The organism is Pseudonocardia humida (assembly GCF_023898865.1).
GTDB classification, from domain to species: domain Bacteria; phylum Actinomycetota; class Actinomycetes; order Mycobacteriales; family Pseudonocardiaceae; genus Pseudonocardia; species Pseudonocardia humida.
Map to the genome: position 1 here is coordinate 25448 of NZ_JAGSOV010000048.1, position 20908 is coordinate 46355.

The following is a 20908-nucleotide window of genomic DNA, read 5'->3' on the forward strand; positions in this document are numbered from 1 at the left end:
CGTGGCCTGACAACGGGCCGCTGGACACGCCTCGAACCGGTCGATAACTTAGGCTTACCTAATTCGGAGGTGAGCCCCTTGGGACGCAGCAGGCTGCGCCGCCCGCCCGCCCCCGCCGACACCGAGCGCGCGCGCAGCATCGCCGCCCGGGGCGGCGCGGCATCGCTGGTCGCGACCGGGGAAGCGACCGTCGCGCCGCTCGTGCACCAGGTCCGCGCCGACGGCTCCGCGGTCCTACTGTTCGCCGACGACGAGCCCGTCGTCGAGCGCATCCGGCGCGGCGCGGGCAACTACACCGCCATGCTGGAGCTCACCGACACCGCACCGGTCGACCTGCGCCAGCCGGTCAGGGGGCTGCTCTGGGTGACCGGACGGCTGTGGCTGCCCGAACCCGAGACCGCCCGCCGGTTCGCCCTGCAGGTCGCCGACGCCAACCCCCACCCCGACCTGCTCCGGCTCGGCCACGGGGCCACCCTCGTGCGGCTCGACCCCGACTTCATCGTGCTCTCCGACGCCGAGGGCAGCGCCGCGCTGGCCCCCGTCGAGCTGGCCGGCGCCCGGCCCGACCCGTTCTGCCGCGCCGAGCAGGGCCTGCTCTCCCACATGGAGAAGTGCCACCCCGAGACGCTCACCGCGCTCGCCCGGCACCTGCCCGCGGCGCTGCGCGAGCGGCCCGACGTCCGGGTGCGCCCGCTCGGGCTCGACCGGCTCGGCCTGCGGCTGCGCGTCGAGACCCCGTACCGCGACCACGACGTCCGGCTGTCCTGGGACGCCACCCCGGCCACCGTGCCGGAGCTGTGGGCGCAGCTGCGGCTGCTGATCGGGCTCACCGCGCCGGACGCCGAACGACCGGCGGTGTGAGCCCCGCCGTCAGCTGACCGGCGAACGCCCGGCCCGCACCCGGGCGGTGACCCGGCGCTCCGCGACGAACGACGCGATCGGGATCGTGCCGGCGAGCAGGATGAGCAGCGCGTCCAGCGGCTTCCACCGGCCCCGCTCGGCCAGCAGCAGCGTGCACACGATATAGATCATGTAGAGGAAGCCGTGCGTCACGCCGACCACGGCCACCGGCCCCGGCACGTCCAGGAAGTACTTCAGCGGCATGGCCACGAACACGAGCGCGATCAGCCCGATGCCGGTGACCCACGCCGCGACGCGGTAGTTGCGCAGAGCGGTCTCGACGGACACGGGGGCCTCTCGATCGGGGAGCGGGTCAGCCGGCGGCGTCGCGGGCGGCCAGCGCGGCGAGCATGCGGTTGTACTCGGCCAGTGCCGGGTTCTCCTCGTCGGTGACCGGGGCGACCCGGTACGACGCCGGGCGCGGGCCGAACGGCGAGGGCTGGGCGGGGACCGGCGAAGCGGGCTCGTCCTCGACATCGTGCTCCCGCCCGGCCTCCTCGGACTCCTTGGCCAGGTCGGCCGCCGCCATGCGCAGGAAGCGGAACCACATGTAGCCGAAGAACACCGCGAAGACCGGCCACTGCAACCCGTAGCCGACGTTGAGCGCAGACCCCATCGCCGACCCGGCGCGCTGCCACTGCCAGGCCGCGAGCAGGCCGCACGTGACCATCGCGCCGAGGGTGAGCACGTGCCAGACGATCCACCTGGGGGTGAGGATCAGCTGCCGCACGGTCCCACGATACGCGCCCGGTACCGTCGGCGATCGTGTCCCGGTCCACCGCCACGACCGTCCGCAGCTGGCTCGTCCCGCCCGTCCCGGACACGCCCGTGATCACCGACCCCCGCACCCGGCGGCTGGTCGGCACCGAGGTCATGGTCGTGCTGACCGTCACCCTCGGGCTGTCGGCGCTGCGCAGCGCGCTCAGCCTGCTCGACGCGCTGCTCGCGCCGGTCCCGCTGAACCAGCAGACGGTGGCGCTCAACGCCCCCGGCGCCCAGGCCGACCTCGTCGACCTCGCCGTGCAGCTGGTGCGGGTCCTGCAGCTCGTCGGCTGGGGGGCGCTGGGGGCCTACCTGCTGGTGCGCGGCGGGATCGCGCTGCGTGCCGTCGGCCTCGACCGCACCCGCCCCGGCCGCGACGCCGCGGGTGCCGCCGGCCTGGCCGCGCTGATCGGGGTGCCCGGGCTGGGCCTGTACCTGGTCGCCCAGGCGATCGGCGTGAGCGTGACGGTACAGCCGTCCGTGCTCGACGACACCTGGTGGCGCACGCCGGTGCTGCTCGCCTCCGCCGCGGCCAACAGCTGGGCCGAGGAGGTGGTGATGGTCGGCTACCTGCTCACCCGGCTGCACCAGCTCGGCTGGTCGCAGAACCGCGCCCTGCTCGCCCAGGCCCTGCTCCGCGGGGCCTACCACCTCTACCAGGGGCTGGGCGGGTTCGTCGGGAACGTGGTGATGGGGCTGGTGTTCGGCCGGGTCTGGCAGCGCACCAACCGGCTGTGGGCGCTGGTCGGCGCGCACGCCCTGATCGACGTCGTCGCGTTCGTCGGCTACGCCCTGCTCGCCGGCGCCGTCTCCTGGCTCCCCTGACCCGCCTTCCGTCGAGAACGAACCTGTCGTCGTTTTGGACCGGTCCAAACGACGACAGGTTCGTTCTCGACGGGGGTGGTCAGCGGAGGGTGACCTGCTTGCCGGCGAGGGCGTCGCGGGCGCGGCGCTCGGCGTCGGTGAGGGGGGTCGTCTCGGCGAGGGCCTTGTCCAGGCGCTTCGCGAAGGCGGCGACCGGCTCCACCCACTCCTTGGCGTGCTGCTCGCGGTCGAGGTCCCACACCGGCACCAGCAGGCCGTGGGCGCGGAAGGCGCCCGCGTAGCGGGTCTCCGGGGAGAGGTTGAGCTCGTCGCGGGCCTGCAGCCGGGCCAGGGCCGCCTGCAGGGCGTCCTCGGGCTCCGGGCGCACCCAGCGCAGGTGGGCCTTCGCGCCGGTGTCCACCCAGTAGGCCGAGCGCACGCCCTCGGCCTCGACGGGCTCGGTCGGCAGGATGACCGAGTTCGCCCGCTCCAGGGTGGCCACGACGTCGGCGGCGGGCTCGCTGCCGTCCTCGGGCGGCGGCACCCACCAGCCGAAGTCGGCGTGCACCGTGAGGTCCAGGGTGGCCCCGGTGTCCAGGACGTCCTGCAGGCGGGTCGGCTCGCCGGCCAGGCCCGGCCCGACCACCGGCAGCGCCGAGCCGGGCGCGGCCTCCAGCGCCCAGGCCAGTGCCTTGGCCAGGTCGGCCGACAGGTCGCCGGAGCGGGTCTGCACCTGCATCCCGATCAGGACCTCGCCGTCCGGGCGGACCAGCGCCGCGGACGCGCCGGGCAGCACCGTGGCCAGCGTGACCGTGCGCTCCGCGGGCGGGGCCAGCGGCAGCGGCGCGGTCGCCGACGGCAGGAACTCGCGCATCGCGACCAGGTCGCACTCGGCGGCGAGCCCGCTGAACGGCCGTGTGACGATCACGTCGTCGCCGGCACCGTGGCAGGCCTTGTAGCGTTTGCCCGAGCCGCAGGGGCAGGGACGGCGGGGGTTGTCCTGGCCCGTCCCCGCGGCGGCGCGGGCGCGTGTCTTCTTCGCCATGATGCGCAGACGGTAGCGGGTCGGTTCCGCCACCGGTGGTGGTCGGTGCCCGCGCACCGCCGAGAGAGCAGCTGGAGGCGCCCGGTGTCCCCGTTCGACCCGGCCGACCCGGATTTCCTGGCCGACCCGTACCCCGTGTTCGCCGGGCTCCGCTCGGTCGCCCCCGTGCACGAGCACCCGCTGCTGGGCATGCCCGTCGCGGTGTCCCACGCGGCCTGCTCTGAGGTGCTGCGCGGGCGCGACCTGGGCCGCATCTGGGCCGACGCGCAGCCGGTCGAGGAGTTCGGCGCGTTCAACCTGCTGCACCGCAACTCGCTGCTGGAGCGCGAGGGCGAGCCGCACCACCGGCTGCGCAGGCTGGTGGCCGGGGCGTTCGCCCGCGGGCACGTGGCCCGGCTGGGGCCGTGGGTGCGCGAGCTGGCCGACCGGATGGTCGCCGATCTGGTCGAGCGCATCGACGCCGAGGGCAGCGCCGACCTGCTCGCCGACGTGGCCGCCGTGCTGCCGGTCGAGGTGATCGCCGAGCTGCTCGGCGTCGCGGAGCCGGCCCGCTCGCGGCTGCGCGGCTGGTCCAACGCCATCGTGACGATGTACGAGCCGGCCACCGGGCCGGAGGCCGACGCCCGGCGGGCCGGCGCGGAGCGGGCGTCCGGGGAGTTCGTCGAGGCGCTGCGCGAGCTGGCCGCCCACCGCCGCCACCACCCCGGCGACGACCTGGTCACCGACCTGCTGGCGGGCAGCGACGAGGGCCGCGTCGACGAGGACGAGCTGGTCGGCACGGCCGCGCTGCTACTGATGGCCGGGCACGAGGCCACGGTGAACGTGCTCGGCAACGGCGTGCTCGCGCTGCTGCGCCACCCCGCGCAGTGGCGGCGCCTGGTGGACTCGCCTGGCGTGGTCGACACCGCGGTGGAGGAGCTGATCCGCTACGACCCGCCGCTGCAGCTGTTCGAGCGCACGGCCGTCGTCGACACGGAGGTGGCCGGGCACCCCGTCCCGGCCGGCACGAAGATCGCCGCGCTGCTCGGGGCCGCGGCCCGCGACCCCGCCGCCTTCGACCGGCCCGACGAGCTCGACATCGGCCGCACCCGCAACCCGCACCTCGGGTTCGGCGCGGGCGTGCACTACTGCCTGGGCGCCCCGCTGGCCCGGCTGGAGGTCGCCGCCGCGCTGGACGCGCTGCGCCGCAGGCTGCCCGACCTGCGGCCGGCCGCGGAGCCGGGGCGCAGGCCCGACTTCGTCATGCGGGGGCTGACGGAGCTGCGGGTCACGCGGTAGCGGTCGGCCGCCACCGGAAGGGCCGGCGGGGCGCGGCGTCGGAAGCGCTGTCGGCCACCGACACCAGGATCTCCCGGCGGGTGCGCCCGGGCAGCAGCAGCCGGGTCAACCGGGTGACCAGCAGGGCCGTGAGCACCGCGGTGGCCACGGCGAGCAGGTCGAGCACCGCGTGCAGGACGACGCCGTCGGCGCGGGCCTGCACCCCGGTGCGCAGCGACCACAGCAGCACCACGACGGTGAGCACCCCGCCCGCGGCCCAGGCCGCCCACCACACCAGCAGCAGCGGCGAGGGCCGCGGCCGCCGGGAGGCGGGCAGCCGCAGCGCGCTGTGCTCGACCTCGGCCAGCACCGACCCCGGCACGACCAGGTTGATCCCCGGCACCAGCCAGCCCAGCACGACGAGGGGCGTCGAGCGGGCCGGCCGCACCCCGGCCACCTCGGCCGCGGCCTGCCGGGCGCGCACGCTCCACAGCACCAGCAGCCCGCCGGCGAGCAGGGACAGGATCGGGGCGACCGTGCCGGCCGCGTTGACGAACGCGTCGGACGCGGCGACCGTGCCGGCGTCGAGGGCGCCGTCGCGGCTGGCCAGCAGCAGCGCGTAGCGCCATGTCTCGGCGGCCGCGGCGAGCAGCGAGACGGCCGCGGTGGCCCACAGCACCGGCACCGCGCTCGCCGCCAGCGAGCGGGCGCGCCACACCGGGTCGGCGGGCGGCGGACCGGTCGGCCCCGGCGGCTGCCAGGCCCGGGCCGGGAAGCCCCACCGGGGCAGGTACCGGTAGCGCGGGGGCCCCGAGTACGGCGGGCGGGGCGGGGCAGGCGGGGCCGGGGCCGCGCCGGGGGGCGGCTCGGCCACCCAGATCAGGGCGGCGAGGTAGCGCCCGCAGTACGGGCAGAACCGGCCGGCCTCCGGCGGCGCCGGGCGCCCGCAGCGCGGGCACGGCGCGGCGGCGGCCGGGGTGGGCGGCACGGGGATCAGATGATCTCGGGGCGGGCGCCGCCGTCGGCCACCACGGCCCGGCCCTGCGCCGCCCACGACTGCATGCCGCCGTCGACGTTCACAGCGGGGTAGCCCTGGCCCGCGAGGTAGGCCACGACGCGGGCCGAGCGGGCGCCGGAGCGGCACACCACGTAGAGGGGGTCGTCGGCGGGGATCTCGCCGAGGCGCCCGGTCAGCTCGGACATCGGCAGGTGGCGGGCGGTGGGCGCGTGGCCCGCGGCCCACTCGTCGTTCTCCCGCACGTCGAGCACGGGGGCGTCGGCGGGCAGGTCGGCCACCTCGATCGTCGGCACACCTGGTCCTGTCATGCCGCCATCCTGGCACCGCCCCCGTGACTCCGCCGTTAACGGGGACCGGCGGGAACGCCGACGGGGGCGGACCCGGGGTCTCCGGGTCCGCCCCCGCGCCGAGAGCCGAGGGGTTGCTCTCGGTGGTCTAGTGCGAGATCGCCTTCTCCGAGCCGGCGCCGGTCAGCGACCGGACCTCCATCTCGGAGTACTTGGCGATCTCGACGTGGTGCCGGGCGCCGACGTAGGTGCCGATGATCCCGAGCAGGAACGACAGCGGGATCGACACCAGGCCGGGGTTGGCCAGCGGGAAGATCGCGAAGTCGGCGTCCTTGATCATCGACGTCGGGCGGCCGGAGACCGCGGGCGAGAACACGATCAGCAGCACGCAGGACAGCAGGCCGCCGTAGATGCTCCACAGCGCGCCGGTCGTGTTGAACCGCTTCCAGAACAGCGAGTACAGGATGGTCGGCAGGTTCGCCGACGCGGCCACCGCGAACGCCAGGGCCACCAGGAACGCGATGTTCTGGTTGCGGGCCAGGATGCCGGCCGCGATGGCGACCGCGCCGATCACCACGGCGGTGATCCGGGCCACCTTGACCTCGGAGTCCGGCGCGGTCTCCCCCTTCTTGATCACATTGGCGTAGACGTCGTGCGCGAACGACGCCGACGCGGTGATCGTCAGGCCGGCGACCACCGCCAGGATCGTGGCGAAGGCGATCGCCGAGATGAGCCCGAGCAGGATCTCCCCGCCCAGCTCGAAGGCCAGCAGCGGGGCCGCGGAGTTGGTGCCGCCGGGCGCGGTGCTGATCCGCTGCGCGCCCCCGGGCACCAGCGCCGAGGCGCCGTAGCCCAGGATCAGGGAGAACAGGTAGAAGATGCCGATCAGCCAGATCGCCCAGACCACCGAGCGGCGGGCCTCCTTGGCCGTGGGCACGGTGTAGAAGCGCATCAGGATGTGCGGCAGGCCGGCGGTGCCCAGCACCAGGGCCAGGCCCAGCGAGAGGAAGTCGATCTTCGCCGTGGCGGTGGCGCCGTACTGCAGACCGGGGGCCAGCAGGTTCTCGCCCAGCAGCTTCTCCGCCCCGGCCGCCGTGGTCAGCGACGGGTTCGCCGAGACGGACTGGCCGAGCAGGGCCGAGAGGTTGAAGCCGAAGATGGTCAGCACCCACACCGTGATGACGGCGGTGCCGGCGAGCAGCAGCCCGGCCTTGATGATCTGCACCCAGGTGGTGCCCTTCATCCCGCCGACCAGCACGTAGACGATCATCAGGATGCCGACGACGGCGATGACGATGCCCTGACCCAGCACGTTCTCGTTGGGGATCTGCAGCAGCAGCGCGACCAGCGCGCCCGCCCCGGCCATCTGGGCCAGCAGGTAGAAGAACGACACCACCAGCGTCGAGGTGGCCGCTGCGGCCCGCACCGGGCGCTGGCGCATGCGGAACGCCAGCACGTCGCCCATCGTGAACTTGCCGGTGTTGCGGAGCAGCTCGGCGACCAGCAGCAGGGCGATCAGCCACGCCACCAGGAAGCCGATCGAGTACAGGAACCCGTCGTAGCCGTTGACCGCGATGGCCCCGGCGATGCCCAGGAACGACGCCGCCGACAGGTAGTCACCCGCGATGGCCACGCCGTTCTGCGGGCCGGTGAACGACCGGCCCGCGGCGTAGTAGTCCGCGGCGGTCTTGTTGTTGCGGCTCGCCCGGAACACCACCACGAGCGTGACCACGACGAACGCCCCGAAGATGCCGATGTTCAGGACCGGGTTGCCGACGCCCCCCTCGACGGGGGCCTGCGCGATCGCGTTCACGCCGCGCCCTCGATCCGCTCGCGGAGGCGCTCGGCCGCCGGGTCGAGGTGCTTGTTGGCGTAGCGCACGTACAGCGTGGTGATCAGGAACGTGGTGACGAACTGCAGCAGCCCGATGATCAGCCCGACGTTGATGTTCCCGAGCACCTTGATGGCCATGAACTGGGGCGCGTAGGACGCCAGCAGCACGTAGGCGAGGTACCAGACGAGGAACGCCGCGCTCATCGGGAAGACGAAGCGCCGGAGCCGGGAGCGCAGGTCCGCGAATTCCGGGCTCGCCTGCACCTGTTCGTAAATCGTCTTGTCCGTCGACTCGCCAGGTCGCTCGTTCAGCGTACTCAAGTCGTCCCTCCCCGCTCCGGACCGCGCGGCGCCCGGCACCATCGCCGAGTCGCCTGGGTCACAACGCAGCGAACGATAGATGAGTGACACGCCTGTTTCGGAATACGCCGTCCGAGTGAACGCGGGTGATGCGGAAACCCCTCGTCAAACTCCTGACCAGCGGTCGGCCGCCACGACGAACGGTCGACGAGCGGTCCACAAACGGCACCTCCGGGGGCCGTGTTTCCGTTCGGTATCGATCGGTTTCACCCGATCGTGCGAAAGCGCCCCGGCGGGTCACCGGCGGCCACACGGACGGCCGTCGGCAGGCGTTCAGAGGCCGGTGGAGCGGAGCCGCTCGGCCAGCCGGTCGCGGCTGAGCCCGAGGCGCTCCGGGGCGTGCATGCGCAGCATGACCTGCTCGGTGTCGGCCGGCTGGCGCCTGCGGGTCAGCGTGCTGACCACCGCCATGACCAGGAACGCCGTCGGCACCGTGACCAGCGCCGGCCGGTAGAGCAGCACCGACAGCGTGCCGTCGGGGACCTGACCGCTGAGCGCGACGCCCACCGCCCCGGCCGACAGCACGCCGCCGACCAGCACCCCCGCGATCGCGCCGCGGTCGGTGAGCCCCCGCCACCAGATGCCCAGCACCAGCAGCGGGCAGAACGTCGACGCCGCCACCGCGAACACCAGCGCGACGGCCTCGGAGAAGTCGAGCCTGGTCACAGTGAGCGACAGCACCAGCGGCGCCGCCCCGGCGACGACCGCGGCCAGCCGGAAGTCGCGGACCTTGCCGCTGCGCAGCACGTCGGTGGACAGCACGCCGGCGATGCTGACGATCAGGCCCGACGAGGTGGACAGGAACGCCGCCCACGCCCCCGCCGCGACCAGCGCCCCGAGCAGCGCCCCGGCCCAGCCACTGCCCAGCACCGCGGAGGGCAGCAGCAGCACCGCGGCATCGGTGTCGCCGCTGACCAGCAGCTGCGGGTTGTACAGCCGCGACAGCGCGCCGACCAGCGTGACCGCGATGTAGAACACGCCCAGCATGCCCAGCACGATCACCGCCGTGCGCCGGGCCGCCCTGCCGTCGGGGTTGGTGTAGAAGCGCACCAGCACGTGCGGCAGCCCCATGGTGCCCAGGAACAGCGCGATGATCAGCGAGTAGGTGCCGAGCAGCCCGCCCTCCTGCTCCCCCGCGTACGGGACCAGCCAGTCGGCGTCCTGCACCGGGGCGCCGAGCACCACCGGCACCTTCGCCCCGCCGGCGAACTCCAGGCTGGTACCGGCCGGCACGTCGTAGCGGCCGGGCTCCCAGTTGACGTCCTCGCCGTTGTAGCCGACCACCACCGACTCCTCGACCCGCAGCACCACGTCGGTGCGCACGTCGACGACCGTGCGGTCGGGGAACTGCGGCGGGGCCTCCCGGTTGAAGGTGCGCTCGTCGCTGACGAAGAAGATGACCGCGATGGTGGCCGGGACGACCATCGCGGTGAGCTTGAGCCAGTACTGGAAGGCCTGCACGAAGGTGATCGAGCGCATGCCGCCCAGCACCACCGTGGCCACCACGACGACCGCCGAGGCCACCATCCCGACCCAGGACGGCAGCCCGGTGACCGTGGTCAGCGTGAGCCCGGCCCCCTGCAGCTGCGGCAGCAGGTAGAGCCAGCCGATCACCGCGACGAACACGGTGCAGATCTTGCGCAGGGTGCGCGAGCGCAGCCGGGACTCGGCGAAGTCGGGCACCGTGTAGGCCCCGGAACGACGCAGCGGGGCCGCGACGAACAGCACCAGCGCCAGGTAGCCCGCGGTGAACCCGACCGGGTACCACAGCGCGTCGACCCCGTCGCGCAGGATGAGCCCGGCGATGCCCAGGAACGAGGCCGCCGACAGGTACTCCCCCGAGATCGCCCCGGCGTTGGCCGTCGGGCCGACGGTGCGCGAGGCGACCAGGAAGTCCGACGTGCTGCGGGCCACCCGCACGCCGAGCGAGCCGATGACGGCCGAGGCCACCGCCACCAGGGCCATGGCCGTCAGCGCGGCGATCGCCTCGATCGGCACGGTCAGCCCTGGGACCTGCGGGCGAGCCGGTCGCCGCCGAGACCGAGGCGCTCGGGCGCGTGCATGGTGAGCAGGGTGCGGTCGACGTCGGGCGGGACGCTCCCCTTCGTCAGCTTGCTGACCAGCACCATCGTCAGGAAGGCCGCCGGCACCGAGATCAGCGCCGGGCGGTACAGCAGGGTGCCCAGCGGGTTGTCGGGCAGCACCGTGAACAGCGCCGCGACGACCGACGCGCCGGACAACAGCGCCCCGACCACGACCCCGGTGATCGCCCCCGGCGCGGTCAGCCCGCGCCACCAGATGCCCAGCACCAGCAGCGGGCAGAACGTCGACGCGGCCACCGCGAACACCAGCGGGATGGTCAGCGCGAAGTCGAGCCTGGTCACGCTGACCGCGAGGGCCAGCGGCACCACCATCGACAGCACGGCGGCGAGCCGGAAGCGGTGCCAGCGCCCGCGCATCACGTCGGTGAACAGCACCCCGGCCAGGCTGACCACCAGGCCGGAGGAGGTCGCCAGAAAGGCGGCCGCCGCGCCGGCCGCCACCATCGCCGCGAGCAACCAGCCGAGCACGTTGTCGCCGAGGGCGGCGGTCGGCAGCAGCAGCACCGCCGCATCCGATCCGCTCATCATCAGTTGCGGAGTGTAGAGGCGGGAGAACGCACCCAGCAGGACCACCGCGACGTAGAAGGCGCCGATCATCGCCAGCACGACGATGGTCGTGCGCCGGGCCGCCCGGCCGTCGGGGTTGGTGTAGAAGCGCACGAGCACGTGCGGCAGGCCCATGGTGCCGAGGAACCCGGCGATGAGGGTCGAGTAGATGGTCAGCATCTGGTCGAGCCCGCCGCCGCGGCCCATCGGCTCGATCCAGGCCTGGTCGGTGGCCGGGCGGTTGAAGACCGCGGGCACCGGGCTGCCCGCGGCGAACTCGAGGCGGCCGCCCCTGGCCACCACGTGCTCGCCCGGCGCCCAGGTCACCGGGGCGTTGTCCACCACCTGCTCGCCGTCGATCAGGCCGGTGGCCCGGAACGTGACCGGCTCGACGGTCTTCAGCCGCACGTCGACGGTGATGTCGACGACCGCGTCGGCGGGGAACCGCGGCGGGGCCGGCCGGTCGAGCGTGCGGTTGTCGCTCATGAACAGCGACAGGATGACCATCGCCGGGATCGCCAGCGCGGCGAACTTGAGCCAGAACTGGAACGCCTGCACGAAGGTGATCGAGCGCATCCCGCCGCCGATCACGGTGAGCAGCACGATCACGGCCGCCCCGACCGCACCCGACCACGGGGGCAGCCCGGTCACCGTCTGCAGGACGAGCCCGGCGCCCTGCAGTTGGGGCAGCAGGTAGAGGGTGCCGATCAGCAGCACGATGGCGGTGCACACCCGCCGCAGGCCCGGCGAGGGCAGCCGGGCCTCGGCGAAGTCGGGCACCGTGTAGGCGCCCGAGCGGCGCAGCGGGGCCGCGACGAACAGCAGCAGGGCCAGGTAGCCGCCCACGTAGGCGACGGCGGCCCACAGCCCGTCGGCGCCGTCGCGCAGGATCGTCGCGGCGATGCCGAGGAACGCCGCCGCCGAGAGGTACTCGCCGGAGATCGCGCTGGCGTTGGCCACCGGGCCCACCCGGCGGGAGGCGACCAGGAAGTCCGACGTGCTGCGGCGCATCCGGATGCCGTACATACCGATGATGGTCGAGGTGACCCCGACCGCCAGCATCGCCAGCAGCCCGAGCAGCGCGGGCGTACCCATCAGCGGATCCTCATGCGGGGGGAGCGGGAGCGGTCACGCCTGGTGCCATGGTCCTAGTCCTGCACGTGGTCGGCGAAGTTCTGCTCGACCCGCTCCGCGGTCCGGGTGTGCCACATGCCCACCAGCACGAGGAACGGGTAGACCAGGACCCCCAGCAGCAGCCACGGGAGGCGCAGGCCCAGCAGCTCGGTGCGGCCGATCTCGGGGAACATCGCGAACAGCACCGGCAGCACGCCCAGTGCGAGCCCGGTGCCCACGGCGAACCGCAGCGCCACCGTCAGCTGGGAGCCGATCAGGTTGCTGCGCAGCAGCTCGCCGACCCCGGTGCCCTCCTGGACGTCGACCACGGTGCGCACCGGGCGGGCGCCGCCGCGGCGCTCGGACAGCACGACCCGCACGCGCCTGCTGTCCATCGTCTCGACCGGGTCGGGGTCGGGCGCGTCCGGGTCGCCGGGCACGATCGGGACGGCGTCGAGGCGGGCCTTGCGCACGCCGTGCAGGTCGCCCGAGCGGTACGGCGGCGGAGCGCCCTGCTCCTCCACCGGGACCTTCGCCACGCCCCCGGCCAGCATCGTGCGCCGGTGGCCCTCCGCGGGCGGGGACGGAGCGCGCGGGGACGGAGCGGGCCGCGCCTCCGGCGCCGGGGCGTCGGCGGGGACCACCGCGGCGGCGGGCGGCTCGGGCGCCTCGGCCGGCGTGACCCGGGCCGGCGGGGCCGGGCTGGACCACGCCGCCGGCACCCGCGGCAGCCCGCGGGCCGGTGTGGACACCGGCTCCGGCGGCAGCGCACCGGGCCCCGGCGTGGCCGTGGAGTGCCGCGGCACGTAGCTGATCGACGTCGTCGAGCTGGCCACCTCGTGGCGGGAGTGCCTGCCCTTGGACGCCCGCCGACCGGCCGCGATCCGGCGCTGGATCTCCTCGTGCAGCCAGAGCGCGCCGCTGTCGGCGCCGTCCTCGTCGCGGTCGCCGTACCGGTCGCCGTCGGCGTCGTAGCGGTCGCCCGGCCCGTCGTCCTCCGGACCCGGCCTCATCGACGGCGAATCGCCGTCGATGAACGTACTCACCTGACGCTCACCGCTGGCTCCACGCCTGCTTCGTCGCGCGCACCAGGCGGTCCTTCAGCTCGCGGGTGTGCCGGCGGCTGACCGGGAGCTCGGCGCAGTCCGGGCCGCTGCCGACCCGAACCACGTAGCCCGACCCGGACAGCCGCAGCTCGGTGACCAGCGGCAGGGAGACCAGGAACGAGCGGTGGATGCGCACGAAGCCGGCGTCGCGCCAGCGGTCCTCCAGGACCGACAGCGGGATGCGGACCAGGTGGCTGCCCTCGTGGGTGTGCAGGCGGGCGTAGTCGCCCTGGGCCTCCACGTACCGCACCGCCGAGCGGGGCACCAGCTTGGTGGTGCCGGCCAGCTCGACCGGGATGACCTCGTCCTCGCCGCCCTGCTCGGGCACCGGCTCGGCGACGCCCGCGGCCCGGTTGGCCAGGATCCGGTCGATCGCCGAGGCGAGGCGCTCGGCGCGCAGCGGCTTGAGCAGGTAGTCGACCGCGCCGACCTCGTAGGCGTCGACCGCCCGGTCGTCGTGCGCTGTGACGAAGACCACCGACGGCGGCACGGCCATCGAGGAGAAGACCCTGGCCAGCTCCATGCCGTCCAGGCCGGGCATCCGGATGTCGAGGAAGACGACCTCGATGTCGGTGCGCTCGGCGACGCGGGTGCCGGTCATCGGGTTGGCCAGCCCGCGCCCGGGCGGCCCGGCCGGGGCCGCCTCGCGCACGCCCTGGCGGCTGTTGAGGATGCGCAGCGCGTCCGTCGCGTCGGAGGCCTTGAGCACCATCCCGACCCGGGAGTCCTCGCTCAGCAGGTAGGCCAGTTCTTCGAGAGCCGGCTCCTCGTCGTCGACGGCGAGGACGACCAGGCCACCGGAGCTGTCGTTGCTGTCCACGATCTCCTCATCCTGCGTGTCCCGGGATCACCCGAAGGTCGGGGTCCCACCCCGACCGCCCGACCATGGTGACGGTGAATCCATCCGAGTGCCAAGTGGCCCGCACCAATCGGGTCGCCACGGCCACCATCCCGCTACAGACCGTACCGCGCCCACGTGGCCCTGACCTCGGCCGCCTGCACCACGCCCAGCATCCCGTCGGCGCCGAACACCCCGGACGCGGCGGGCGAGCCGGCCAGCCCCAACCGGGCCAGCAGCGGCTTGCGCCCCTCCACCTGGACCAGCTCGGCGTCCGGGAAGCGCTCGGTGAGCACCGCCCTGGCCGAGCCGACCCCGTCGACCAGGCCCAGCTGCGCGGCCCGGGAACCGGTCCACACCTCACCGGTGAACAGGTCGGCGTCCTCGGCGAGGCGATCGCCGCGGCGGCTGGTGACCCAGTCGCGGAACATGGCGTGCAGCTCGTCCTGCAGCCCGCGCAGCCAGTCGACGTCCTCGGGCTTCTCGGGCAGGAACGGGTCGAGCCGCGACTTCGACTCACCGGCCGTGTACAGCCTGCGCTGCACCCCGAACCGCTCGATCAGCCCGTCCAGGCCGAAGCCCTGGCTGATCACGCCGATCGAGCCGACCAGCGACGTCGGGTGGGCGTAGATCTCGTCGCCCGCGCAGGCCAGCCAATAGCCGCCGGAGGCCGCGACGTCCTCGCAGAACGCCAGCACCGGCACGCCCTTGTCCTCGGCCAGGCCGCGGATCCGGTCGGCGACCAGCGCCGACTGGGTCGGCGCGCCGCCCGGCGAGTTCACCAGCAGCGCGACGGCGGCCAGCCGCTCGGGCGCGAACGCGCGCTCCAGCGTCTTCTCCACCGCGCCGATGTTGATGACGGCCCGCGGCACCGGCGCGGCCGACGCGGCGATGACGCCGTGCAGCCGGACCATCGACACCACCGGCCGGTCGGCCCGGTCGCCGAACTTGCCCGGCAACCGGGAGGTCAGCCGGTCGGCCAATCTCAGCCCGTCCATGCCGTCACGTTAGTCGCAGGTCCGCCGCCGTGCGACGAACGGCACCCCGACGGTGTCGGGAACCCGTCACGCGCGGATGCCCGCCCGGAACTTGGGCACCCTCAGGGTGATCTTCATGCCGGCGCCGACCGCGGTGTCGACCACCAGCCCGAAGTCGTCGCCGAAGGTCGAGCGCATCCGGTCGTCGACGTTGCCCAGGCCGACGTGCGCGCCGGACAGGTGGGCGTCGTCGAGGTCCTCGGTGAGCCGGGCCGGGTCCATGCCGATGCCGTCGTCCTCGACGATGACCACGCACTCCGCGCCGGCGTTCTCCGCCGAGATGGTGATCGTGCCGCCGTTCGGCTTGCTGGCCAGCCCGTGCCGGACCGCGTTCTCCACCAGCGGCTGCAGGGCCAGGAACGGCAGCACCACGGAGAGCACCTCGGGGGCGATCTGCAGCTTGATGTTGAGCCGGTTGCCGAACCGGGCCTTCTCCAGCCGGATGTAGCGCTCGATGTTGGCCAGCTCGTCCTGCAGCGTCGTGTACTCCCCCGCCGACCGGAACGAGTAGCGGGTGAAGTCGGCGAACTCGATCAGCAGCTCGCGGGCGCGCACCGGGTCGGTGCGGATGAACGAGGCGATCGTGGTCAGCGCGTTGTAGACGAAGTGCGGCGAGATCTGCGCGCGCAGCGCCCGCACCTCGGCCCGGTTGAGCCGGGCCCGCGACTCGTCCAGCTCGGCCAGCTCCAGCTGGCTCGACACGTACCGCGCCACCTCGGCGGTGGCCCGCAGCAGCACCGGGCCCGCCGTGGACGTGGTGAGCGCGGCCAGCGTGCCGACGATGTTGCCGTCGGTCTCCAGCGGGACGGCCACGATGCCGCGGACCACGCAGTCGGGGCGCTCGCAGTCGATCGCGGTGTGCGAGAGCACCTGCTGGCGGCCCGTGGAGATCACCGTCTCGGCCAGGGAGCGCACGTCGGGCTGGTGGCGGTCGGACTCGCCGTCCCAGGCCAGCGGGTTGCCCTTGTTGTCGGTCATCGTCAGCGCGCACGTGTCGAGCAGCTGGCGCAGGTAGGGCAGCGCGAACGCGGCCGAGGTCTGCGACAGCCCCTCGCGCAGCGCGGGCGCGGCCAGCGCGACCGTGTGCAGGGTCGCGAACGTCGCCTTCTCCAGCGGCGTGGCGAACGTGTTGCGCCGATTGCGCAGCACGAGGGCCACCACCAGGCCGACCAGGGCGACCAGCAGCGCGACCGCGACGATCAGCGCAGTCGTCGATTGCATCCACTCACTCACGTCAGCTACTACCTCACCAGGCGCGACAGCCGCCGGTCGGCGAGCGGCTTGCCACCGGTCTGGCAGCCGGGACAGTACTGGAAGGACCGGTTGGCGAACGAGACCTCCCGCACGGTGTCGCCGCACACCGGGCACGGCGTGCCCGTGCGGGCGTGCACCCGCAGGCCGGAGCGCTTCTCGCCCTTGAGCTCCGCGGCCCCCTGCCCCACCGAGCGGTCCACCGCGTCGGTGAGCACGGACCGCATCGCCGCGTACAGCGCGTCGACCTGCTCGGGGCGCAGCCGACCGGACACCGCGTACGGGGAGAGCCGGGCCGTGTGCAGGATCTCGTCGCTGTACGCGTTGCCGACCCCGGCCATCCAGGACTGGTCGACGATCAGGGTCTTGATCCGCTCGGTGTGCCCGGCCAGCAGCTCGCCGAACTCGTCGCGGCTCACCGCGAGCGCGTCGGGGCCCAGGCGGGCGATGCCCGGCACGTCCCCGGGGTCGGGCACGAGGTAGATGGAGAGCCGCTTCTGCGTGCCGGCCTCGGTCAGGTCGAAGCCCGGGCCGCCCACCTCGTCGAGGTGGACCCGCAGCTCCAGCGGACCCTTGCCCGGCTTCGGCGGCGTGGTCGAGGCGGTGGCGTGCCAGCGCAGCCAGCCCGCCCGGGACAGGTGCGTGATCAGGTGCAGCGGCTCGTCGGGCCGGTCGGCGAACTCGACGGCCAGGAACTTGCCGTACCGCGCAGCCCCGGTGACCACTCGCCCGACCAGCGCCGACATCGGCGGGTCGAACGTCTTCACCGCGCTCATGCTGGCCACGTCGACCCGGGCCACCGGCCGGTAGACGGCGTGCTCGCGCAGGTGGTGGGCGAGGGCCTCGACCTCGGGCAGCTCGGGCATCGGCGGTACCTCCAGCCGGTTCTTGGCGCCCCTCTAGTTCACCGGCTGCAGCGGGCTGTCGGCGTGGCCCGGGGTGCCCTGGGTGCGCAGGCGGCGGATCACGATCCGCAGCTCCTCCTTGGCCTTCGAGCCCCCCCGGATCATGCCCGTCCACCGTTCGGCGGGCAGATCGTAGCTGCCCGTGGTCTCCGCGACGATCGTCCACGGCCTGCGCAGCAGCCAGCGGATCGGGAAGAACCCGACCACCAGCACCGCGATGATCCACAGCCACCACGGCACGTGCAGCTCGGCCGGGGACCACACGACGAGGATCAACCAGAAGACGAACAGCGAGGACAGGATCAGGAAAGCCGCCCCGCGACCGCCGTCGACGTCGTGCTCGAAGTCGTCGCCGGTGGCCGGGAGCGACCACTCGATGCTGCGCCGGACCGACCACGTCCGCCCGTCCACACCGTTGACCGTCTTGCGCGCCATTGAACCCCGCCGTCGTGAGAAGGGCCGTTCCGCCGCCCAGTTTCCCACACGCCGGGCGCCCGCGGCCGAAATCGCGGGCGGCCGGCGCACCCGCCGTCACGGGCCGGGCCGGCACTCCTCCACGCGGGCCTTCAGCCCGTTCACGAACCGGTCGAACGACGGCTGCAGGTCGGGCATCGTGCGCCAGACCAGCCCCAGCAGCGGACCCGTGTACTCCTCGCGCATCGTGAACAGGGTCGCCCCGCCGGGCGCGTCGTCCAGGCCGAAGGTGCGCGTGCCGCGGAACAGCCCCAGCGGCAGCCCGCCCGTCCACACCATCAACCGCGGCGGGTCCAGCGCGACGAGCACCGGGAACGCCCGGCCCGGGCTGGCCGCCGAGTGCACGGTGATCCGCCCACCGTCCACGATGTCACCGTCCACTGCGGTCACCCCGGAGTCCCAGTCCGGGTACCGCGACGCGTCCGCCAGCACCGCCCACACCGCCTCGGGCGCCGCCTCGATCAGCACGGACGACTCGTAGTGCCTCATGGCGGTTGACTCGCGCGGCGGGCGGACGGCGCTACCAACGCAGCGGAAGGTGGGTGATCCCGTTGATGAAGTTGGAGGTCAACCGGCGCGGCCGACCGCCCAGGCCGACCTCGGGCAACCGGAGGAACTCGGTGAAGAAGGCGCGCATCTGCAGCCGCGCGAACGCCGCCCCGAGGCACAGGTGCGGGCCCTGCCCGAAGGACACGTGATCGTTGGGCGAGCGGGTGACGTCGAAGCGGAACGGGTCGGCGAAGCGGCGCTCGTCGACGTTCGCCGACACGTGGTAGACGACGACCTTGTCGCCGGCCGCGATCCGGGTGCCGGCCAGCTCCAGGTCGCGCGTCGCGGTGCGGCGGAACGTCAGCACCGGCGGGTGCACCCGCAGCATCTCCTCGATCGCGCCGTCGAGCAGCTCGGGCCGGGCGCGCAGCAGCCGGTACTGCTCCGGGTTGTCCACCAGCGCCAGCACCCCGCCGGGCAGCGCGCTGCGCACCGTGTCGTTGCCCGCGATGACCAGCAGGAAGAAGAACATGTTCAGCTCGGCGTCGGTGAGCCGCTCCCCGTCGGACTCGGCCTGCACCAGCGCGGTCATCAGGTCGTCGGCGGGCTCCCGGCGCTTGCGCGCGGCCAGCTCCTGGGCGTAGCCGAACATGTCGGCCAGCTGCGCGGGCGAGCGGGGGTTGACCGGCCTGCCGCGCTCGTCGAGGACGACCTCGCCGTGCTCGGGGTCCTGGTAGCCGATCACCCGGTTCGTCCACTTCAGCAGCAGCGCCCGATCCTGCGCGGGCACCCCCAGCAGATCGGCGAGGTTCTGCAGCGGGAGGTCGTCGGTCACCTCGCGGGGCAGATCGCACTCCCCCCTCGGTCGCACGCCCGCCAGCAGCTCGGCGGCCCGCCCCCGGATCAGCTCAGCCGACCGCTCCAACCGGCGGCGCGTGAACGCCCCGGTGACCAGCCTGCGCAGCCGCAGCTGCTCCGGCGGGTCCATGTTGAGGATCATCCGGCGGATGAACGGCAGGTCCTCCGGGTCCGGATCGCGGATCTGGGTGGCCCCCAGCGCCGAGGAGAAGTCGGCGGGCGAGCGCAGCACGTGCCGCACGTCGTCGTAGCGGGTGACCGCCCAGAACCCCGACCCCGCCGGCCAGATCCCCACCTCCGGCTCGTCCTGCCGGCTGACCGGCGCCGTGTCGCGCAGCTGCTTGAGCGCGGCGTGCGGGACGCCGCGGGCGAAGGTGCGGGGATCGAAGACGTCGAGCACCCGCCGTGCCTACCCCGCCGCCCCGCCCCCCGTCGACCCCTCCCCCGGGGAGTCAGCCGAAGTCGAGGGTGGGGGTGAGGACGCCCTCCAGGGCGAGCAGCCACTCCTTGCGGGCCACGCCGCCGCCGAAGCCGCCCAGGCCGTCGGCGGCGAGCACCCGGTGGCACGGGACGACGACCGGGATCGGGTTGGACCCCATGATCGAGCCGACGCCGCGGGCGCCCGTGTAGCCGCCGCCCAGCCCGGAGCGGGCGGCCAGCTCGCCGTAGCTGACGGTGGCGCCGAAGGGCACGCTCTGGAAGAGCACCTCCAGGACCGTGCGCTGCCGGCCCGCGGTGAGCCGCCAGTCGAGCTCGAGGTCGAACGCGCGGCGCTCGCCCGCGACGTACTCCCGCAGCTGCGCGGCGGCCGCCGCCGTGGCGGCGGGGTCGGTGACCACCGGCTCGCCGAGGCGCCGGCCGGCGCGCAGCACGACGTCGGGCTCGTCGCCGAACACGACCAGGGCCAGCCCCACCCCGGTGACGCCGACGGTGAGCGCGCCCATCGGACCGGGGACGGGGACCACCTGCTGCGCGAGCGCCACGCCCCCATCGTGCCCCGCCCCACCGACATCCCGGCGGCGAGTCTCGTTCGGTCCCGACGCCGGCTCCGAGCGCGGGGCGGGTCGTCGCAGCCCGGAGTGGGTGCTCGCAGCGCGCCGGCGGGCTGCGAGCACCCACCCAGTGCTGCGAGGCGCACCCATCGCCGGCGGGCGGGGAGGTGGGTGGGTGGCGCTAGGTTCGGCCGGGTGGCGCAACGGCGGATCGACGTGCTGCTCGTGCGCTGGTACGAGCGGCGGGAGCGGTCCGGGCCGGTCATGGCGCGGTGGGTCGCCGCGGCCGAGGAGCACCTGCCGGTCGCGCTCCCCCGCCGGTTCGGCGACCGCGAGCCCCTGCGCGGCCGGCTCGACCGCGACGGGCCCGACGGCCTCGCCGCCGCCTACGAGCGGGCCGACCAGCTGTTCTTCCTCGCCGGGGAGCCACCGGTGCACGCCGGGTCGCTGTCGGCAGGGGAGGCGCGCTGGGGGCCGGTGGCCGTGCACACCCTGCACGTCGAGCTCGGGTCCGCCGACGAGGCCGTGCGTCGGTTCGCGCTCGCGGTGGCCGGCGAGCACACCTTCTACGTCTCGGCGTCGGTCGAGCACGACCTGCTGCTCGACGGCCGCACCCTGGTCTCCGACCGGCCCAGCACCGGCGAGCCCTACCTCGCCGCGTTCGGCGACTGGGTCGGCCTGCCGCCCCGGCCGCCGCTGTGGGCGTGGTTCGGGCCGGCGTACGCGCCGCTGGTGCGCCGCCACCTCGACGCCGACCCGGAGGCGGGCGGACTGCTGCGCACGGCCGGGCCCTGGGTGCCCGACGCCCTCGTCGCCCGGCTCGACGAGGTCGACCCGGCCCGGCGCAACGCCGCCCGCATGCCCCGCGGGCTGCGGCGCTCGACCTGGCGGATGCTCGTGGACGGCGCGCGGGCCGGGCGGCGGCGCTGAG

The 20908-nt window shown here is 74.1% G+C and carries 22 protein-coding genes; 4 read left to right on the forward strand and 18 right to left on the reverse strand.

Annotation, left to right across the window (positions count from 1 at the left end; all coding sequences use genetic code 11):
- Nucleotides 1-78: 78 nt before the first annotated feature.
- Nucleotides 79-861: a DUF2470 domain-containing protein gene (locus KDL28_RS23200; protein ID WP_252441588.1), complete on the forward strand. Its 783-nt coding sequence runs from the start codon at nucleotides 79-81 to the stop codon at nucleotides 859-861.
- 9 nt (nucleotides 862-870) lie between these two features.
- On the opposite strand, the gene KDL28_RS23205 is transcribed toward KDL28_RS23200, so the two are convergent.
- Together KDL28_RS23205 and KDL28_RS23210 are read right to left on the reverse strand one after the other, a co-directional pair.
- Entirely contained in the window at nucleotides 871-1188 is a 318-nt protein-coding gene (locus KDL28_RS23205; RefSeq protein WP_252441589.1) for a DUF3817 domain-containing protein, read from the reverse strand.
- Between the two features lie 25 nt (nucleotides 1189-1213).
- Complete coding sequence (locus tag KDL28_RS23210; protein ID WP_252441590.1) at nucleotides 1214-1630, reverse strand: hypothetical protein; 417 nt, start codon at nucleotides 1628-1630, stop codon at nucleotides 1214-1216.
- A 32-nt stretch (nucleotides 1631-1662) separates the two neighbouring features.
- Here KDL28_RS23210 and KDL28_RS23215 point away from each other — a divergent pair, with 32 nt between their 5' ends.
- A complete protein-coding gene (locus tag KDL28_RS23215) occupies nucleotides 1663-2487 on the forward strand; it encodes a CPBP family intramembrane glutamic endopeptidase (protein WP_252441616.1) in 825 nt (274 codons plus the stop codon).
- 79 nt (nucleotides 2488-2566) lie between these two features.
- Here KDL28_RS23215 and KDL28_RS23220 read toward each other — a convergent pair whose 3' ends face one another.
- The gene (locus tag KDL28_RS23220; RefSeq protein ID WP_252441591.1) at nucleotides 2567-3511 is read right to left on the reverse strand and encodes a DUF5926 family protein; all 945 of its coding nucleotides are present in this window, start codon (nucleotides 3509-3511) and stop codon (nucleotides 2567-2569) included.
- Nucleotides 3512-3595: 84 nt separating this feature from the next.
- Between KDL28_RS23220 and KDL28_RS23225 the strand changes: the two genes are divergently transcribed.
- Nucleotides 3596-4789, forward strand: coding sequence for a cytochrome P450 (locus KDL28_RS23225; RefSeq protein WP_252441592.1), 1194 nt, complete (start codon nucleotides 3596-3598; stop codon nucleotides 4787-4789).
- Here the strand turns inward: KDL28_RS23225 and KDL28_RS41650 are convergent.
- From KDL28_RS41650 to KDL28_RS23300, 15 genes are all read right to left on the reverse strand, one after another.
- Nucleotides 4779-5756, reverse strand: coding sequence for a DUF4328 domain-containing protein (locus tag KDL28_RS41650; RefSeq protein WP_252441593.1), 978 nt, complete (start codon nucleotides 5754-5756; stop codon nucleotides 4779-4781). The genes KDL28_RS23225 and KDL28_RS41650 overlap by 11 nt on opposite strands.
- Nucleotides 5757-5761: 5 nt before the next feature.
- On the reverse strand, nucleotides 5762-6094 hold the full coding sequence (locus KDL28_RS23235; protein ID WP_252441594.1) for a rhodanese-like domain-containing protein: 333 nt from the start codon (nucleotides 6092-6094) through the stop codon (nucleotides 5762-5764).
- Between the two features lie 127 nt (nucleotides 6095-6221).
- A complete protein-coding gene (locus KDL28_RS23240) occupies nucleotides 6222-7886 on the reverse strand; it encodes a monocarboxylic acid transporter (RefSeq protein ID WP_252441595.1) in 1665 nt (554 codons plus the stop codon).
- Nucleotides 7883-8218, reverse strand: a complete 336-nt coding sequence (locus KDL28_RS23245) for a DUF485 domain-containing protein (protein ID WP_372497048.1) — start codon at nucleotides 8216-8218, stop codon at nucleotides 7883-7885. Before KDL28_RS23245 ends, KDL28_RS23240 begins: the two co-directional genes overlap by 4 nt.
- Before the next feature lie 321 nt (nucleotides 8219-8539).
- Complete coding sequence (locus tag KDL28_RS23250) at nucleotides 8540-10264, reverse strand: sodium/solute symporter (RefSeq protein WP_252441596.1); 1725 nt, start codon at nucleotides 10262-10264, stop codon at nucleotides 8540-8542.
- 2 nt (nucleotides 10265-10266) lie between these two features.
- The gene (locus KDL28_RS23255) at nucleotides 10267-12009 is read right to left on the reverse strand and encodes a sodium/solute symporter (RefSeq protein ID WP_252441597.1); all 1743 of its coding nucleotides are present in this window, start codon (nucleotides 12007-12009) and stop codon (nucleotides 10267-10269) included.
- Between the two features lie 53 nt (nucleotides 12010-12062).
- Complete coding sequence (locus tag KDL28_RS23260; protein ID WP_252441598.1) at nucleotides 12063-13073, reverse strand: hypothetical protein; 1011 nt, start codon at nucleotides 13071-13073, stop codon at nucleotides 12063-12065.
- Between the two features lie 7 nt (nucleotides 13074-13080).
- The gene (locus tag KDL28_RS23265; RefSeq protein WP_252441599.1) at nucleotides 13081-13953 is read right to left on the reverse strand and encodes a LytR/AlgR family response regulator transcription factor; all 873 of its coding nucleotides are present in this window, start codon (nucleotides 13951-13953) and stop codon (nucleotides 13081-13083) included.
- A 134-nt stretch (nucleotides 13954-14087) separates the two neighbouring features.
- Nucleotides 14088-14960 (reverse strand): S49 family peptidase, encoded by an 873-nt coding sequence (locus KDL28_RS23270; protein ID WP_252441618.1) that lies wholly within the window; start codon nucleotides 14958-14960, stop codon nucleotides 14088-14090.
- A gap of 75 nt (nucleotides 14961-15035) precedes the next feature.
- The gene (locus tag KDL28_RS23275) at nucleotides 15036-16229 is read right to left on the reverse strand and encodes a histidine kinase (protein ID WP_252441600.1); all 1194 of its coding nucleotides are present in this window, start codon (nucleotides 16227-16229) and stop codon (nucleotides 15036-15038) included.
- 20 nt (nucleotides 16230-16249) lie between these two features.
- Nucleotides 16250-17125, reverse strand: a complete 876-nt coding sequence (locus KDL28_RS23280) for an Fpg/Nei family DNA glycosylase (RefSeq protein ID WP_252441601.1) — start codon at nucleotides 17123-17125, stop codon at nucleotides 16250-16252.
- A 33-nt stretch (nucleotides 17126-17158) separates the two neighbouring features.
- Nucleotides 17159-17575 (reverse strand): hypothetical protein, encoded by a 417-nt coding sequence (locus KDL28_RS23285; RefSeq protein WP_252441602.1) that lies wholly within the window; start codon nucleotides 17573-17575, stop codon nucleotides 17159-17161.
- A 120-nt stretch (nucleotides 17576-17695) separates the two neighbouring features.
- Nucleotides 17696-18127, reverse strand: coding sequence for an SRPBCC domain-containing protein (locus tag KDL28_RS23290; protein ID WP_252441603.1), 432 nt, complete (start codon nucleotides 18125-18127; stop codon nucleotides 17696-17698).
- 31 nt (nucleotides 18128-18158) lie between these two features.
- The gene (locus KDL28_RS23295) at nucleotides 18159-19385 is read right to left on the reverse strand and encodes a cytochrome P450 (protein ID WP_252441604.1); all 1227 of its coding nucleotides are present in this window, start codon (nucleotides 19383-19385) and stop codon (nucleotides 18159-18161) included.
- Nucleotides 19386-19437: 52 nt separating this feature from the next.
- Nucleotides 19438-19968: a methylated-DNA--[protein]-cysteine S-methyltransferase gene (locus KDL28_RS23300; protein ID WP_252441605.1), complete on the reverse strand. Its 531-nt coding sequence runs from the start codon at nucleotides 19966-19968 to the stop codon at nucleotides 19438-19440.
- A 204-nt stretch (nucleotides 19969-20172) separates the two neighbouring features.
- Here KDL28_RS23300 and KDL28_RS23305 point away from each other — a divergent pair, with 204 nt between their 5' ends.
- Complete coding sequence (locus tag KDL28_RS23305) at nucleotides 20173-20907, forward strand: hypothetical protein (protein WP_252441606.1); 735 nt, start codon at nucleotides 20173-20175, stop codon at nucleotides 20905-20907.
- Nucleotide 20908 lies beyond the last annotated feature (1 nt).